Raw genomic sequence first — 14,731 nt, 5'->3', positions numbered from 1 at the left:
ATGAACATCATCGGTCCTGACTACCTCATCTTCGGTGTCGACGATGTCGCTGCCTGCACGGAATATCTGACGGCCTGGGGGCTGAAGCCGGTGAATGTCACCGAGAGCGGCGGACTTTTCGAGACGCTGGATGGTACCGGCATCATCGTCCGCCACAAGGCAGACCCGACGCTGCCGCCCCCGCTGCCGACGTCCAACATGCTGCGCCAGCAGGTCTATGGCGTTCGCGCCGCCGAGGATCTCGATGCGATTGAAGCGGAACTCGGTCGCGACCGCCGCGTCACACGCCTTTCGGACGGTTCGATCGAGTTCAAGGACGACCACGGCTTTGAATTGAAGTTCCAGGTCACGATCCGCCGTGAACTCGACATGCCCGCGGAAAAGATCAATGCTCCCGGCGCTCCCGCCCAGCGCCGTCCGAACGAGATCGGCGTGTGGGAAGAAATGCCCGCCCTGCCGCGAACACTGAGCCACGTCGTGCTCTTCGTCCCGGATATCGAAATCGCGGCCCGTTTCTATTGCGATCGCCTCGGCTTCGTCATCACCGACGTTCTGACCGGCGCCGGTCCTTTCCTGCGACCAAGGGCCAATGACGATCACCACACGCTCTTCTTCATCCGCACGCCGGAATACATGAAGGGATGCGAGCACCTGGCGTTCCACATGGGCGGACCGACCGAGCTGATGGTTGCCGGCACCCGCTTCGTCAAGAAGGGCTACCAGAGCTTCTGGGGGCCCGGTCGCCACAAGTTCGGATCGAACTGGTTCTGGTATTTCAACAGCCCGCTTGGCTGCCACTTCGAATACGACGCCGACATGGACAAGCATGATGACACCTGGGTGGCGCGGGAGGCGCCCATGGGTGCGGAAGCCTCACAGATCGTTCTCTTCGAAATGCGCGAGAAGTGGGCCCCCGGCGGTCCACCCCCAGGGGCCAAGCACTGACGCACTCTGGGAGGAGTGCACCGGCACGGATTGAAAAGACTGGGAGGATGGAATTTGGAACAGCGAACCGGAAAACGTGTCGCAATCGTTGGCGCAGGGCCGGGGGGCGTATCGGCAGCAATCGCCCTTCGAAAGGCCGGCTACGACGTCAGGCTCTATGAGCAGAATCCGGAGCCGAAGCCACTCGGCGGGGCCGTACTATTGTCGGTGCCGGTGCTGGCGGTGCTTCGGAACTACGGCATCGACGTCATCAACAATTTCGGCCTCAAGACGCGGGTACAGTTTCGCAATCCGAAAGGCGAGGTTCGCGTCGACCTGCCGTTCAACCGCGACGTCGAAAGGGCAATGGGCATCGAAGGATGGCACTACGGCATCCTGCGATCGTCTGCCTATGCCAAGATGCTCGAGGCGCTCAATGCGCTCGACCCCTCGGTGATCACGCCAGGCCACCGCTTCAGCGCCTATGAAGAACGTGGCAACGAAATCATCGTGAAGTTCGACAATGGCAATCAGGTTGCCGTCGACCTCCTGATCGGCGCGGATGGCATCCGCTCCAAGGTTTCGGAACAGGCTCTCGGACCACTGAACCTGTTCCATGTCGGCCTGCGCGTCTGGCTTGCATGGTGCGAAGACATTCCGGAACTTCCGAAGGACATCGGCGCTCTCCATCACGGCCGCGAGGTGCAGGCAAGTTACTTTCCGATGAAGCATGGCGGCAAGCCCGGTTTCGAGTGGTGGATCGTCGAGAAATCCTCGGCCGATGCCACACCTCCAGTGGATCCGGAGCAGCATGTGCGCAAGCTTCTGGCACCTTTTGCCTATCCGATGAACCTGTTTGCCGACCGCACGGATTTCGCCAGGCAGATCTTCCGTTGGGAGGTCTACAACCGTCCGTCGCTCTCCAAGTGGTCCAACGGAAGAGTGGTTTGTCTGGGCGATGCCGTCCATCCCGTTTCCCCCTATGCAGCCTACGGCATGGGCATGGCCATCGAGGACGGTTATTTCCTGGCGCGCGCGCTGGGGCAGGCCGATCTGACCGATCGCGCCGCCGTCGATCGTGCCATCGGCACCTTCGAAGCGGATCGGGTCGGGTATTGCAACCATCAGGTCGAGTTTGCCCGCAAGCTTGGCAATGTCTTCCACCGGATGCCGAAGCCGCTCGCCTGGTTGCGCGATCAGGTCTTTGATCGCACGCGGCTGCTGCAGTCCATGGTGGAAAAGGACTATCTGGCGGATGCAGAACGCATGTCGCTGTCGTTGAGGGAACTGCATGTCTGATCCGACGGCACTCCTGCAGCATACGGAGACGCGGCATCTGCTCTGTCGTGCCTCGGACATCGGCGAGGGGGAGGCGCGCGGCTTCGGGCCTCTCGCCGGTTCCCGCCGCAAGATCATCGTGCTCAGGCGCAACGGCGTTCTGCATGCCTGGCGTGACGCCTGCCCGCATTACTCAACCGGAACACCAATGGCGTGGAAAACCGACGCCTATATGAACGGCGACAAGACACACCTGACCTGCCACTCGCACCATGCCCTGTTCGACATGGAAACAGGGCAGTGCATCCTTGGCCCATGCCTCGGGCAGCAACTGACACGCGTCAATATCGTGGTGGGAGATGAAGGGGACGTTTTCGTCGCCGGTCCCACGGAGGAGATCTGACATGAATTCGCATATCAAGACCGTGCTGATCGTCGGCGGCGGCTTTGCCGGCATGACGGCCGCGCTCCAGCTTTCCCGCAACGGCTTTGCCGTGGATCTGGTGGAAATCGATGCGGGCTGGCGCTCCTATGGTGCCGGTATCAGCCTGCATGGCTCAACGCTTCGCGTGCTCAAGCAACTCGGGCTGATCGACCGCTTCTTCGAAGAGGGTTTTGCCAGCGACGGTGTGGAGATGCGCGGGCCGGACGACCGGGTGCTGGTGACACTACCGACGCCGCGCGTCGCCGGTCCCGACATTCCCGGCGGTGGCGGCATCATGCGCCCGGCGCTTGCCAAGATGCTGTCCGACGCCGTGCGGGCGTCCAGCACGCGCGTCAGGCTTGGCATCACCTTCACCGATTTGCATCAGGATGCAGACGGCGTGACGGTACACTTCAACGACGGCACCGAAGGCCGCTACGATCTGGTGATCGGCGCGGACGGGCTCTATTCCGCCGTACGGGCAAAAATTTTTCCGCACGCGCCGAAGCCCCGCTTCATCGGCCAGTCGGTCTGGCGGGCCGTGCTGCCGAAGCCGGCCGGTATCAACACGGTTGCCATGTGGATGGGACCGACCGTCAAGGTTGGCCTGAACGGCGTTGGCAAGGATCAGGCCTATCTGTTCCTCACGGAGGATCGCGCGACCAACGATTTCGTGGCGCCGGAAACCTTCGTGGAAACCCTGCGCGGCCTGCTGGAGCGCTTTTCCTCCCCCATCATTCGCACGATCGCAGCGGAACTCTCGTCGGAGCATCAGATCGTCTATCGCCCGCTGGAGCAGATGCTTCTGCCGCGCCCGTGGTCGAACGGCCGCGTCGTGCTGATCGGCGACGCCGTGCATGCAACCACGCCACATCTGGCCGCAGGCGCCTGCATCGGCATTGAGGATGCCATGGTGCTCGCGGAAGAACTGGCCGCAGCAGAGGATATCCTGTCTGCGCTTTCCGGTTTCGAGGCACGCCGCTGGGAGCGGTGCCGGATGGTGGTGGAGAACTCCGGTCGTCTCGCCGATATCGAAATCCATGGCGGCAGCAGGGAAGAGCACGCAGCCATCATGCAGGCTTCCATGAAGACGCTTGCGGAAGCCATCTGAAACAGACATCGCGCCGGCGCGGCGACTGAGGAGGTCGCCCGCCCTTGCCCTGGCGCAGAACCATCGGAGGAGCGTGAATGTCAGGACAGAAATTCGGTGTGGCCGGATCGGTCGCACTCGTCATCGGCCATTGTGCGGGAATGCTCGATCTCGTAGCACTTCCCGTCTGGGTCGGGGCGCTGGTCGAGCGCTACGGCTTCAGCCCGCAGGAGGCTGGCGCACTGGCCACTCTCTTCCTGCTGGGAGCAGTCGGAGCGAGTGCCAGCATTGCCCCCCGCTTCAATCAGTTGAACCACAAGCTGCTTTCGACACTGGGCTTTGCCATCACCGCACTCGCCTTCTTCATTGCCTCCACCCAGTCCGGCTTTGCGATGCTCGCCCTGCTGCATCTCATCGCAGGCATCTCGGCGGGCACGGCCCTGTCGATCATTCACGGGACCATGGGACAGGCTGTCAATCCGCATCGTCTGTTTGCCTTTGCCGGCATTGCCATCGGCCTGTTCGCCATCATTCTCCTGGCGGCAATCCCGCAGCTTCTGATCGTTCGCGGCGGACCGGTGCTGTTCCAGGTGTTCGGCGGCATCATGGTGATCGCGGCTCTTGCCTGCGGCTTTCTGTTCAGCAATCCCACCAGCCGCATTCGCCATGACAAAAGCCCCTTCAGCCGTGCCACATGGCTCACCATCTTCGGCATCAGCATCATGACCTTCAACCAGTCCATGGTCTTTTCCTTTGTGGAGGTCATCGGCAAGGGACGCGGCTTCGAACCGGAGCATGTCCTGGCGGCGCTGATTGCGCTGGGTTTCGTGAACTTTTTCGTGCCTTCCCCGCTGGCAGCTCTGCTCCAGACGCGCGTGTCGGCGCCGCTCGTCACCCAGATCGGCCCGGCGATCCAGGCCGTTCTGGCCGTGATCGTGACCAGCGCCACGCTGTTCGCGGTGTGGGCACCGGCCGCCGCCGTCTTCGTGGCCGTGCAGATCTTCACCCATACCTTCGCTTTCGGACGACTGGCCACGCTGGACCCCACCGGACGCGCAACCGCAGCAACCCCCGCGACGCTGATGGTCGGTGCTGCCCTCGGGCCCATTGTCGGCGGCGCACTGGGTGAAAACCTGGGCTTCGAAGCGCTGGGCATGGCCGCCGTCGTCGTCGCCGCTATCGCCATAGGCTTTTTCACCAAGGCAAAGATCGCATGAGTCAATTCCCCCCGATCACCCGGATCATCACCGGACACACGAAAGATGGCCGCTCCGCCCTCAGCGAGGTCGGCCCCTTGCCGACCGTCGTGGAACTGGCGGCCATCCCCGGCACCGTCTTCCACGAGGTCTGGGCAACGGGCGAAAGCCCGGCGCGCGTCGACAACGGGGCCGATCCGACCACGGGCCCCCTGGTCCTTCCCCCGCCTGCGGGCGGCACCCGGATCCGCTTCGTGGACATTCCTCCCGATACCGAGGATTTTCTACAGAACGGCAGCGCACGCATGGGCGATGCCTTCGAGGAGATTGGCGACCGTGCAGCCTCGACGGTCAGGGAACATTCTCCGCATCCGCTGATGCATCGCACGGAATCCATTGACTACGGCATCGTGATCGATGGTGAAATGACACTGATTCTGGATGATGACGAAGTGCTGTTGAAGCCGGGTTCGGTCGTCATCCAGCGAGGCACCAACCATGCCTGGGCCAATCGCTCCGGCGCGCCGTGCCGGATGCTGTTTGTGCTGGTGTCCGGCACATACGATCCGGCCCTTGCAGAACAGCTTGCCGGGCACTGACGCCCGGCAGCGCCAATAACCAGCAGACAAGGCCCCGCAAAGGGCCGAACGAGGTCTCCATGAAGTTCGCCACTTATCACGACGGAAGCCGCGACGGGCAATTGTGGGTCGTATCGCGCGATCTCACCATCGCCATTCCTGCAACCGGCATCGCGCCAACCCTCCAGGCAGCCCTCGATGACTGGGATATGGTATCGCCCGATCTGGAGGCACTTTACGCCCGTCTGAATGCGGGCGAGGAGCCCTTTGCGACACGCTTCCAGCCGGAGCGTTGCCTTGCGCCCCTGCCGCGCGCACCGCAATGGCTGGATGCCTCGGCCTTCCTTAACCACGGCCGCCTGATGGAAGAGGCATTCAAGACACCGCAAAATCCGGATTTCGAGACCATCCCGCTCGTCTATCAGGGTGCGAGCGATGATTTTCGCGGCCCCCTGGCAGATGTCGAGTTCCCGGACGACGCGCTGTGGATCGACATGGAGGGCGAATTCGGCGTGGTCCTGTCGGAGGTGCCGATGCGCACGGGCGCCGAGCAGGCCGAAGCACATATTCGCCTTCTCGTGCAGATCAATGACTGGTCCCTGCGCGCCGTCGGCCCGCGCGAAATGCGGGCGGGCTTTGGCTTTCTTCAGGCAAAACCCTCGACCGCCTTTGCCCCGGTCGCCATCACACCGGACGAACTTGGACCTTACTGGCACAATGGCCGCGTCGGAATTGCGCTGCATGTCGAAATCAATGGCCGCGAAGTGGGCCGCGCCAATGGCCGCGAGATGCACTTCTCCTTTGGCGAACTGATTGCCCACTGCGCCGATACCAGAAAGCTTTCAGCCGGGACCATCCTCGGATCGGGAACGGTTTCGAATGCCGATCGCGCAGCCGGTTCCTCCTGTATTTCCGAGATCCGGGTGATCGAACTGCTGGACGAAGGGGCTGCGCGCACGCCCTTCCTGACCTGGGGCGATCGCGTGCGCATGGAAGCCCGCCTGCCGGATGGCTCCGCGCCGTTCGGAATCATCGACCAGAGTGTGGTGAAGGCCTGATGCGCATTCTCGTCACCGGGGCGGAGGGTTTCCTCGGACGCGGGCTCGTCGCACGGCTGCCCGACGTCTATCCCGATGCCAAGGCAATCGTTCTGACCGATCGGACCTTTTCCACCGTCGCTTCGCCGGGGATGCAGCAAAGGAGCGGCGACCTCTCCGCAGCTGCCTTTCTCGAGGAACTGCTCGAGCCCGGCTTCGATCTGATATTCCATCTCGCAAGCGTGCCAGGCGCCCTGGCCGAAAAGGAACAAGAGCTCGGGTTCGCCGCCAATCTGCTGGCGCCGCTGGCGCTCGCGCGGGAGGCGGCAGCGCGAAAGCCGGGCTGCCGTTTCGTCTTCGCGTCGTCGATTGCCGTCTATGGCGCTCTTGGCGGCCGGACGGTGACGGAGGAAACGCCCCTGTCACCGGACATGACCTATGGCGCCCACAAGCGGATGACGGAAATCCTGTTGTCCGACCTCCGACGCCGGGGTGAGCTTTCCGCCATCAGCCTGCGGTTTCCAGGCATTGTGGCAAGACCGGCAAGCGAAAGCGGCCATGGTTCGGCCTTCATGAGCCAGATCTTCCATCGCGTGGCAGCGGGCGAGGCCTATGACTGCCCGGTTCCCGCGGAAAGCACCTGCTGGTGGATGTCGCGATCGGCGGCAGTGACGGCTTTGCTGCATGCCGCGAGGACCGGGACAGAAAGCAAGAGCGTCATCCAGCCGCCGGTTCTCAGCGCAGCCGTTGCTGCTGTCGCCGAGGCGGTGTCGCGCGTCACCGGGCAACCCTTCCTGATCCGCTGGGGGCATGACGAGCGCCTGAGGCAGATCTTCGGCGCCATGCCGCCGCTTGATGCGACGCCCGCCCTTTCCCTCGGCTTTTGCGCCGACGCCGACCTCGACGCCTTGGCCGCGGCCGCCCTTTCCGGAGACTGACCCACATGACCATTATCGACCTGTCCGTTGCGATTGAAAACGACGTGCCCGCCGACCCGCCAGGGCTCGGGCCAACCATCCGCTATACCAGCCACACGGAAGGGGCCGAGGAAGTGCTGCGCTTCTTTCCCGGTCTCGACATTGCCGAAGTGCCCGGCGCCGAAGGATGGGCAGTCGAGCATCTGAGCCTTACTGCCCATGCCGGAACGCATCTCGATGCTCCCTGGCATTTCGCCTCCACCATGAACAAGGGCGAGCGTGCCTGGACCATTGATGAAGTGCCGCTTGACTGGTGCATCCGGCCCGGTGTCAAGCTCGACCTCCGCGATCTGCCGGATGGTTATGTCGCAACGGCTGCCGACGTAGAGGCCGCAGTGAAGGCGACCGGACACACGCTCCAGCCCTTCGATATCGTGCTGGTCAATACGGCGGCAGGCGCCGCCTATGGCCGCCCGGATTATCTCGGTCGCGGCTGCGGCATCGGCCGCGAGGCGACGCTCTGGCTGATGGAGCAGGGTATCCACATTGCCGGCACCGATGCCTGGTCCTGGGATGCGCCCTTTCCCGTGACGGCCCGTCGCTTTGCGGAAACCAGGGATGCGGGGCTGATCTGGGAGGGGCACAAGGCTGGCCGCGAGGGCATCTTCATGCATATGGAGAAGCTCACGCGTCTTGCCGATCTGCCAGCCACCGGTTTCACCGTCTCCTGCCTCCCGGTCAAGATCAAGGGTGGATCCGCCGGCTGGTGTCGTGCGGTCGCGATCTTCGACTGACATCCATTATTTGCCGTCGGCGACAGGCTGTCATGACAGCGAAAGCCTCTCCACGCTCGTCGCGGAGGGGCTTCTGTCTTTAAAAGAGCAAGGGCGGCAGAGGCACCCCTCGTGACGTCACTTGTCGGCATAGACACCGACGCACGCGCAACCCGCCCGCATGAAGGCGATGCCCGAACGTTCGAAGGCAAGACGCAGCTGTGCCTCCGTCGACCGATGGATCGGATGACGACCGCCTTCAAAATCACGGATCGTGCTGCGGGACACCCCCGAATGCTCGGCCAGATCCGCCTGAGTCCAGTCGAGATAACCGCGCGCCGCCCGACAGAGCGCGGGTGACAAAATTGCATCGCTCGTGGGTTGACCCATGTCTGCAAACTGCCCATATACATCAATGCTAGCCATTTAGGGCATTTTTCAACGCATTTCCAGCCTGCCGGTGTTTTCGCCTGCGGCCTGTGCATTTCATCATGGAGGATGATGGCTTGGGATAACGTCAGCCCCCTTTCTGCTCGTTCTGCTTCTGGCGGTGCCGTTTCTGGGCAGCCTTGCATCCGCCTTCATCCTCAATACCACGTCCCGTCAGTTGCCGGTCTTTCTCGCCGGTGTGGTGGCCCTTTCGAGCGTAGGCCTGTCAGCGCTTGCCTATCCCTATGTGACGGACGGAAACGTGCTGCGTTTCCATGCAGAATGGCTGCCGCAGTTCGGCCTCGACTTTTCCCTGCGGATGGATGGCTTTGCCTGGATCTTTTCCATGCTCGTCACCTCCATCGGATTTCTCGTGGTGCTCTATGCGCGCTATTACATGGGCGACGACGATCCAATTCCGCGCTTCTTCTCCTTCCTGCTCGCCTTCATGGGCGCGATGCTCGGCATCCTCATCTCCGGCAACATCATCCTGCTGTCGATCTTCTGGGAGCTGACCAGCATCTTCTCCTTCCTGCTGATCAGCTATTGGCACAGCAGCGCAGCTGCGCGTGACGGAGCGCGCATGGCGCTCACCGTCACCGGCATTGGCGGCTTCTGCCTGCTGATCGGCATGCTGCTGCTCGGTCACATCGTCGGAAGCTACGATCTCGACACGATCCTTGCGTCGGGCGATGCGATCCGCAACCATCCGCTCTATCTGCCGACGCTCGTCTTCATCCTGCTCGGGGCGCTGACCAAGAGCGCGCAGTTTCCCTTCCATTTCTGGCTGCCGAACGCGATGGCGGCGCCAACTCCGGTCTCGGCCTTCCTGCATTCCGCAACCATGGTGAAGGCCGGCGTCTTTCTGCTCGTCCGCTTCTGGCCGGTGCTGTCCGGAACCTATGAATGGTTCTTCCTGGTCGGGCTTGCCGGCATGCTGACGCTGCTGCTCGGCGCCTTCTTCGCCATGTTCCAGCGGGATCTTAAGGGCCTGCTTGCCTATTCCACCATCAGCCATCTCGGGCTGATCACCACGCTGCTCAGCCTCGGCAGCCCACTGTCCACCGTCGCCGCCATCTTCCACATGCTGAACCACGCCACCTTCAAGGCGTCGCTGTTCATGGCCGCGGGCATCATCGATCACGAGACCGGCACGCGCGATATGCAGAAGCTGAGCGGCCTTTTCCGCTTCCTGCCGGCGACCGCGACGCTTGCGATGGTCGCAAGTGCCGCCATGGCCGGCGTGCCGCTGCTGAACGGCTTCCTCTCCAAGGAAATGTTCTTTGCGGAAGCCGTGGAAACCCATGCGGATTCGGTGCTCGACCGTATCCTGCCCTATGTGGCGACGCTGGCCGGCGCCTTCAGCGTCACCTACTCGCTGCGCTTCATCCATACCGTCTTCTTCGGCCCGCCGCCGGTCGATCTGCCAAAGCCTCATCCGCACGAACCACCCCGCTGGATGCGCTTTCCCATAGAAATCCTGGTGGTGGTCTGCCTGATCGTCGGCATCGTTCCGGCCCTGTCTATCGGCCCGTTCCTGGAGACAGCGGTCGCCAGCGTGCTCGGAGCCCGGACGCCGGACTACAGCCTCAGCATCTGGCATGGCTTCAACGTGCCGTTGATCATGAGCCTCGTTGCGCTCGTCGGCGGCACCCTGCTTTACATGGCGCTCCGCCGCTATCTGGCGACATCCGAGGATGGCCCCCCCTATTTCCGCCGCCTGCGCGGCCAGCGCATTTTCGAACGCGTGCTCGTCACCGTCTCCTGGCGCTGGGCGAGGCTGGCGGAAAGCCGGCTCGGAACCCGCAACCTGCAGCCGCAGTTGCGCTGGATCGTCGCCATCGGGTTCGCGGCTGGCCTGCTGCCCCTCTATCTCGCCGGCTTCGAACGTCGCCCCATCGTCTTTTCGCAGATCGATCCGGCTTTCGTGCTGATCTGGATGATCGGCATGGCATTGGCGATCGGCGCCGCCGTCTACGCCAAGTACCATCGACTGGCGGCGCTGGTGATGCTGGGCGGCGTCGGACTTGTCGTCTGCCTTACTTTCGTGTGGCTATCGGCGCCGGACCTTGCCATCACCCAGCTTCTGGTGGAGATCGTCACGACGGTTCTCATCCTGCTTGGCCTGCGCTGGCTGCCGAAGCGCAACCCTGACCTCGGCGACGTGATGACGCTCCGCAGCCGGTTCCGCCGCTTCCGCGACCTGCTGCTGGCGGTGGCCTGCGGCGTCGGCATGACGGTGGTGGCCTTTACCGTGATGACCATTCCCGTGCCTGATGCCATTGCGACCTATTTCCTCGAGAACGCCTATGCGCAGGGCGGCGGCCGCAACGTCGTCAACGTCATCCTCGTGGACTTCCGCGGCTTCGATACGCTGGGCGAAATTGTCGTGCTCGGCATCGTCGGCCTCACCGTCTATGCCCTCCTGCGCCGTTTCCGCCCGGCGCCCGACAGCATGGAAATGCCGGAGCAGCAGCAGATCCAGAACCGTTTCGACGAGGAGCAGCCAGAGCGTTCGCCGGGCGATATGGTCCGCGACTACCTGCTCGTTCCATCCGTGCTGATGCAGTGGATGTTCCCGGTCATCCTGATGTTTGCGGTCTACCTGTTCATTCGCGGCCACGACATGCCGGGCGGCGGCTTCTCGGCCGGCCTCACGCTGTCGATCGCCTTCCTGCTGCAATATCTCGCAGGTGGCACGCGCTGGGCGGAAGATCGCATCCGCATCCTGCCGCTGCGCTGGATGGGAGCCGGCATCCTGACGGCAACGGCCACCGGCGCCGGCGCATGGCTGCTCGGCTACCCCTTCCTCACCTCGCATTTCCGCTATCTGGAACTGCCGCTGATTGGAAAGATACCGGCAGCAACTGCGCTGCTGTTCGATCTCGGCGTCTTTGCGCTGGTCGTCGGCTCGACGGTTCTGATCCTCGTGGCGCTTGCCCACCAGTCGATCCGCATCAATCGTCTGCGCGCAATCGAGGCGGCCAGGCGGGAGGAGGCGTAATGGAACTCGTTCTGTCCATCGCAATCGGGGTGATGACCACCTGCGGCGTCTGGCTGATCCTGCGGCCACGCACCTATCAGGTCATCGTCGGGCTTTCACTGCTGTCCTACGCGGTGAATCTGTTCATCTTCGGGGTCGGCGGCGTCAAGAGCAACCGGCCGCCGGTGCTGGAGGGCGGGGTGCTCGCCAGCACGTTGAGCGATCCCGTGCCGCAGGCGCTGGTGCTGACCGCCATCGTTATCGGCTTTGCCACGACGGCGCTCTTTCTCGTCGTGCTGCTCGCCGCACGCGGCCTGACCGGCAACGACCATGTCGACGGGAGGAACGAGAAGCCATGATGTCATGGTCCCATCACCTCATCATCACGCCGATCCTGCTGCCGATGGCAACCGCAGCACTGCTGCTGTTGATCGACGAGCGCAACCGCACCACCAAGGCGCTGATCAGCCTCGTCTCCATCCTGCTCCTTGCGATGAATGCCGTCGTGCTGTTTCGCATCGAGAGCGGGCCGAACGATTTCGAGAATGTCTACCTGCTCGGCAACTGGGCGGCGCCCTTCGGCATCGTGCTTGTCATCGACGGACTGTCGGCGCTGATGCTGCTCCTTGCTTCCCTGCTGGCCGTCGCGTCGCATGTCTTCGCGCTCGCCCGCTGGCATGCGGTGGGCGCCCATTACCACAGCCTGTTCCAACTGCTGCTGGTCGGCGTCAACGGCGCCTTCCTGACCGGCGACCTGTTCAATCTCTTCGTCTTCTTCGAGGTGATGTTGGCCGCATCCTATGGTCTGCTGCTGCACGGCACCGGCACGCTGCGCGTCAAGGCCGGCATGCACTATATTGCCGTCAACCTCGTGGCCGCCCTGTTCTTCCTGATCGGCGTCAGCCTGATCTATGGCACCGCCGGCACGCTGAACATGGCCGATCTTGCGCTGCGCATGCCGCAGATGGAGCCGGACCGGCTGATGCTGATGGAGGCGGGCGCGGGCGTGCTCGGGGTTGCCTTCCTGATCAAGGTCGGCATGTGGCCGCTCTGCTTCTGGCTGCCGGGCGCCTATAGCGCCGCCTCTGCCCCGGTTGCCGGCATGTTTGCCATCCTCAGCAAGGTCGGCATCTATGTCATCCTGCGGCTCACCATGCTGCTGTTCGGCAGCGGTCCCTCTGCCGGCTTCGGGGCGGACGTCCTTCTCTTCGGCGGCATTGCGACGCTCGTCTTCGGCACCATCGGCGTGCTTGCCTCGCAGGCGCTGGGCAGGCTCGCCGGCTATTCCGTGCTGGTCTCCTCCGGCACGCTTCTGATGGTGCTGGGCATCAACGATGGTATCGTGTCCTCCGGTGCGCTGCTCTATCTCGTCAGCTCCACGCTGACGATCGGCGCCTTTTTCATGCTGATCGAACTGGTCGAGCGGGGTCAGGATGCCGGCGCCAACGTTCTGGCCGTCACCATGGAGGCCTATGGCGACGGTGAGGAGCATGACATGGCGGAAGGCGAGGGGGTCACCATGCCCGGCACCATGGCCATTCTCGGGGTGTGCTTTGCCGCCTGCGGTATCCTGCTTTCCGGCCTGCCGCCGCTCTCCGGCTTCATCGCCAAGTTTGCCATGCTGTCTGCCATGATGGGCACCGGCTCGATCGGCACCACGCCGGGAGCAGCCGTCTGGACGCTCATCGTGCTGGTGATCTTCTCCGGCATTGCCGCCCTGATTGCCATGACGCGCGCCGGCATCCGCACCTTCTGGGGCTCGCTTGAAGGCACCGTGCCCCGCGTCCTGGTGGTGGAGGTGGTGCCGGTGATGTTCCTGCTGTCGCTGACGCTGCTTCTGACCATCGAGGCCGGGCCTGTCATGCGCTACATGGACACCACAATCCGCACCCTTGCCAATCCGGCCGCCTATATCGATGCGGTGCGCAATGCGGTGGTGATCGAGGGCTGGGCACCTGGAACCGGTGCGAAGGCGGGAGGTTCGTTATGATTCCCTATCCGCTTCTCACCGTCAGCCTGATCGTGATGTGGCTCACTCTCAACGCCTTCACGCTCGGTCACCTTTTGCTTGGAACCTTGATTGCAGTGTTTGCAGGCTGGGCACTGGCGGCACTGAGGCCGGAGAAGCCGAAGATCCGCAAGTGGCATCTCCTGCCCATTCTCGCCTTCCGGGTCATGGTCGACATCATTCGCTCCAATGCCGCCGTGGCGCTGCTCATCGTCAGGGGAAAGCGGCGGCCGCACACCGCGGCCTTCATCACCATCCCGCTCGAGATCGAGCATCCGGTGGCGCTGGCCGCCATGTCCGTGATCCTGACGAGCACGCCGGGTTCCGCCTGGCTTGCCTATGACAGCCGCCAGAAGACGGTGCTGATCCATGTCCTCGACCTTGTCGATGAGGAGGCATGGGTCGCGACCATCAAGCAACGATATGAAAGCCTGTTGCTGGAGATCATCGAATGAGCGCAATCATTCTGTTCACCGCCGTCTCTCTGGCCAAGATCCTGCTCGCCATCGCGCTGATCGTGGCGGCCGTGCGCATCTTCGTCGGTCCGCGCGCGCAGGATCGCATCATTGCGCTCGATGCCGTCTATATCATCGCCATGCTGCTGCTCGTCACCTTCGGCATCGGCAGCGGACGCCTGATCTATTTCGAGGCAGCTCTGGTCATCGGCCTGCTCGGCTTCGTCGCGACCGTGGCGCTGGCCAAGTTCCTCATGCGCGGAGAGGTGATCGAATGATGATGTCCATTGCAGATCTGCCGCTATGGGTGGCGATCATCGTATCCGTCCTGCTCATCGTCGGGGCAATGCTGACGCTGATCGGGGCGATCGGTTTCCTGCGTCTGCCGACCTTTTACGAGCGCCTGCATGCCCCGACGCTCGGAACCAGCTGGGGTGTCGGCGGTGTGATGCTCGCCTCGATCATCTACTTCTCGGTCGCCGGCTCGCGCCCCGTCCTGCACGAAATCCTGATCGGCATCTTCGTGACGCTGACAACCCCGATAACGCTGATCCTGCTCGCACGCGCTGCCCTTCACCGCGACCGGTCGGAGGGAAACCGGATCGGGCTGAAGGACGACGACGATGGAAACTGAGCGGG

Annotated in this window: 16 protein-coding genes; 15 read left to right on the top strand and 1 reads right to left on the bottom strand. The window is 63.1% G+C overall.

All coding sequences use genetic code 11. The annotated features are described in order from the left end of the window. The 9 genes from F3H95_RS09525 to F3H95_RS09485 all read left to right on the top strand — a co-directional run bounded on the left by F3H95_RS09525 (window position 1) and on the right by F3H95_RS09485 (window position 8,238). Window positions 1-945, top strand: coding sequence for a VOC family protein (locus F3H95_RS09525; protein WP_143124141.1), 945 nt, complete (start codon window positions 1-3; stop codon window positions 943-945). Window positions 946-999: 54 nt separating this feature from the next. Further along, window positions 1,000-2,223 carry an NAD(P)/FAD-dependent oxidoreductase gene (locus tag F3H95_RS09520; protein WP_210248545.1) on the top strand — a complete coding sequence of 408 codons (1,224 nt, stop codon included), beginning with the start codon at window positions 1,000-1,002 and terminating at the stop codon, window positions 2,221-2,223. Next, on the top strand, window positions 2,216-2,605 hold the full coding sequence (locus tag F3H95_RS09515) for a Rieske 2Fe-2S domain-containing protein (RefSeq protein ID WP_149745767.1): 390 nt from the start codon (window positions 2,216-2,218) through the stop codon (window positions 2,603-2,605). Before F3H95_RS09520 ends, F3H95_RS09515 begins: the two co-directional genes overlap by 8 nt. 1 nt (window position 2,606) lies before the next feature. Then, a complete protein-coding gene (locus F3H95_RS09510) occupies window positions 2,607-3,737 on the top strand; it encodes an FAD-dependent oxidoreductase (RefSeq protein ID WP_149745766.1) in 1,131 nt (376 codons plus the stop codon). A gap of 77 nt (window positions 3,738-3,814) precedes the next feature. Continuing rightward, complete coding sequence (locus F3H95_RS09505) at window positions 3,815-4,933, top strand: MFS transporter (protein WP_149745765.1); 1,119 nt, start codon at window positions 3,815-3,817, stop codon at window positions 4,931-4,933. After that, entirely contained in the window at window positions 4,930-5,511 is a 582-nt protein-coding gene (locus F3H95_RS09500; protein WP_149745764.1) for a cupin domain-containing protein, read from the top strand. Before F3H95_RS09505 ends, F3H95_RS09500 begins: the two co-directional genes overlap by 4 nt. Before the next feature lie 59 nt (window positions 5,512-5,570). Continuing rightward, window positions 5,571-6,548 (top strand): fumarylacetoacetate hydrolase family protein, encoded by a 978-nt coding sequence (locus tag F3H95_RS09495; protein WP_149745763.1) that lies wholly within the window; start codon window positions 5,571-5,573, stop codon window positions 6,546-6,548. Beyond that, complete coding sequence (locus tag F3H95_RS09490) at window positions 6,548-7,465, top strand: NAD-dependent epimerase/dehydratase family protein (RefSeq protein ID WP_149745762.1); 918 nt, start codon at window positions 6,548-6,550, stop codon at window positions 7,463-7,465. Before F3H95_RS09495 ends, F3H95_RS09490 begins: the two co-directional genes overlap by 1 nt. 5 nt (window positions 7,466-7,470) lie before the next feature. Continuing rightward, window positions 7,471-8,238 carry a cyclase family protein gene (locus F3H95_RS09485; protein ID WP_149745761.1) on the top strand — a complete coding sequence of 256 codons (768 nt, stop codon included), beginning with the start codon at window positions 7,471-7,473 and terminating at the stop codon, window positions 8,236-8,238. Window positions 8,239-8,355: 117 nt separating this feature from the next. Here F3H95_RS09485 and F3H95_RS09480 read toward each other — a convergent pair whose 3' ends face one another. Continuing rightward, window positions 8,356-8,643: a helix-turn-helix domain-containing protein gene (locus tag F3H95_RS09480; RefSeq protein WP_149745760.1), complete on the bottom strand. Its 288-nt coding sequence runs from the start codon at window positions 8,641-8,643 to the stop codon at window positions 8,356-8,358. Between the two features lie 103 nt (window positions 8,644-8,746). Here F3H95_RS09480 and F3H95_RS09475 point away from each other — a divergent pair, with 103 nt between their 5' ends. Genes F3H95_RS09475 through mnhG form a run of 6 tightly spaced genes read left to right on the top strand, consistent with a single transcriptional unit; the run spans window position 8,747 to window position 14,726 of the window. Next, the gene (locus tag F3H95_RS09475; protein WP_348530051.1) at window positions 8,747-11,650 is read left to right on the top strand and encodes a monovalent cation/H+ antiporter subunit A; all 2,904 of its coding nucleotides are present in this window, start codon (window positions 8,747-8,749) and stop codon (window positions 11,648-11,650) included. Beyond that, window positions 11,650-11,988: a Na+/H+ antiporter subunit C gene (locus F3H95_RS09470; protein WP_143124131.1), complete on the top strand. Its 339-nt coding sequence runs from the start codon at window positions 11,650-11,652 to the stop codon at window positions 11,986-11,988. Before F3H95_RS09475 ends, F3H95_RS09470 begins: the two co-directional genes overlap by 1 nt. After that, window positions 11,985-13,619, top strand: a complete 1,635-nt coding sequence (locus F3H95_RS09465; protein ID WP_149745758.1) for a monovalent cation/H+ antiporter subunit D — start codon at window positions 11,985-11,987, stop codon at window positions 13,617-13,619. Before F3H95_RS09470 ends, F3H95_RS09465 begins: the two co-directional genes overlap by 4 nt. Continuing rightward, window positions 13,616-14,092 carry a Na+/H+ antiporter subunit E gene (locus F3H95_RS09460; RefSeq protein WP_149745757.1) on the top strand — a complete coding sequence of 159 codons (477 nt, stop codon included), beginning with the start codon at window positions 13,616-13,618 and terminating at the stop codon, window positions 14,090-14,092. Before F3H95_RS09465 ends, F3H95_RS09460 begins: the two co-directional genes overlap by 4 nt. Continuing rightward, window positions 14,089-14,370 carry a K+/H+ antiporter subunit F gene (locus tag F3H95_RS09455; protein WP_149745756.1) on the top strand — a complete coding sequence of 94 codons (282 nt, stop codon included), beginning with the start codon at window positions 14,089-14,091 and terminating at the stop codon, window positions 14,368-14,370. Before F3H95_RS09460 ends, F3H95_RS09455 begins: the two co-directional genes overlap by 4 nt. After that, window positions 14,370-14,726, top strand: a complete 357-nt coding sequence (gene mnhG, locus F3H95_RS09450) for a monovalent cation/H(+) antiporter subunit G (protein ID WP_143124206.1) — start codon at window positions 14,370-14,372, stop codon at window positions 14,724-14,726. Before F3H95_RS09455 ends, mnhG begins: the two co-directional genes overlap by 1 nt. Window positions 14,727-14,731 lie beyond the last annotated feature (5 nt).

The sequence above is a fragment of the Rhizobium sp. RU35A genome (assembly GCF_900156005.1).
GTDB classification, from domain to species: domain Bacteria; phylum Pseudomonadota; class Alphaproteobacteria; order Rhizobiales; family Rhizobiaceae; genus Neorhizobium; species Neorhizobium straminoryzae.
Note: the sequence above shows the minus strand (reverse complement) of the source record. Positions and strands in the feature narration are given on the sequence as shown.

Coding starts and splice junctions, on each gene's coding strand:
- F3H95_RS09455 (WP_149745756.1), top strand. CDS start 14,089: ATGAGCGCAATCATTCTGTTCACCGCCGTCTCTCTGGCCAAGATCCTG.
- F3H95_RS09500 (WP_149745764.1), top strand. CDS start 4,930: ATGAGTCAATTCCCCCCGATCACCCGGATCATCACCGGACACACGAAA.
- F3H95_RS09490 (WP_149745762.1), top strand. CDS start 6,548: ATGCGCATTCTCGTCACCGGGGCGGAGGGTTTCCTCGGACGCGGGCTC.
- F3H95_RS09525 (WP_143124141.1), top strand. CDS start 1: ATGAACATCATCGGTCCTGACTACCTCATCTTCGGTGTCGACGATGTC.
- F3H95_RS09460 (WP_149745757.1), top strand. CDS start 13,616: ATGATTCCCTATCCGCTTCTCACCGTCAGCCTGATCGTGATGTGGCTC.
- mnhG (WP_143124206.1), top strand. CDS start 14,370: ATGATGTCCATTGCAGATCTGCCGCTATGGGTGGCGATCATCGTATCC.
- F3H95_RS09510 (WP_149745766.1), top strand. CDS start 2,607: ATGAATTCGCATATCAAGACCGTGCTGATCGTCGGCGGCGGCTTTGCC.
- F3H95_RS09515 (WP_149745767.1), top strand. CDS start 2,216: ATGTCTGATCCGACGGCACTCCTGCAGCATACGGAGACGCGGCATCTG.
- F3H95_RS09495 (WP_149745763.1), top strand. CDS start 5,571: ATGAAGTTCGCCACTTATCACGACGGAAGCCGCGACGGGCAATTGTGG.
- F3H95_RS09485 (WP_149745761.1), top strand. CDS start 7,471: ATGACCATTATCGACCTGTCCGTTGCGATTGAAAACGACGTGCCCGCC.
- F3H95_RS09505 (WP_149745765.1), top strand. CDS start 3,815: ATGTCAGGACAGAAATTCGGTGTGGCCGGATCGGTCGCACTCGTCATC.
- F3H95_RS09465 (WP_149745758.1), top strand. CDS start 11,985: ATGATGTCATGGTCCCATCACCTCATCATCACGCCGATCCTGCTGCCG.
- F3H95_RS09470 (WP_143124131.1), top strand. CDS start 11,650: ATGGAACTCGTTCTGTCCATCGCAATCGGGGTGATGACCACCTGCGGC.
- F3H95_RS09480 (WP_149745760.1), bottom strand. CDS start 8,643: ATGGCTAGCATTGATGTATATGGGCAGTTTGCAGACATGGGTCAACCC.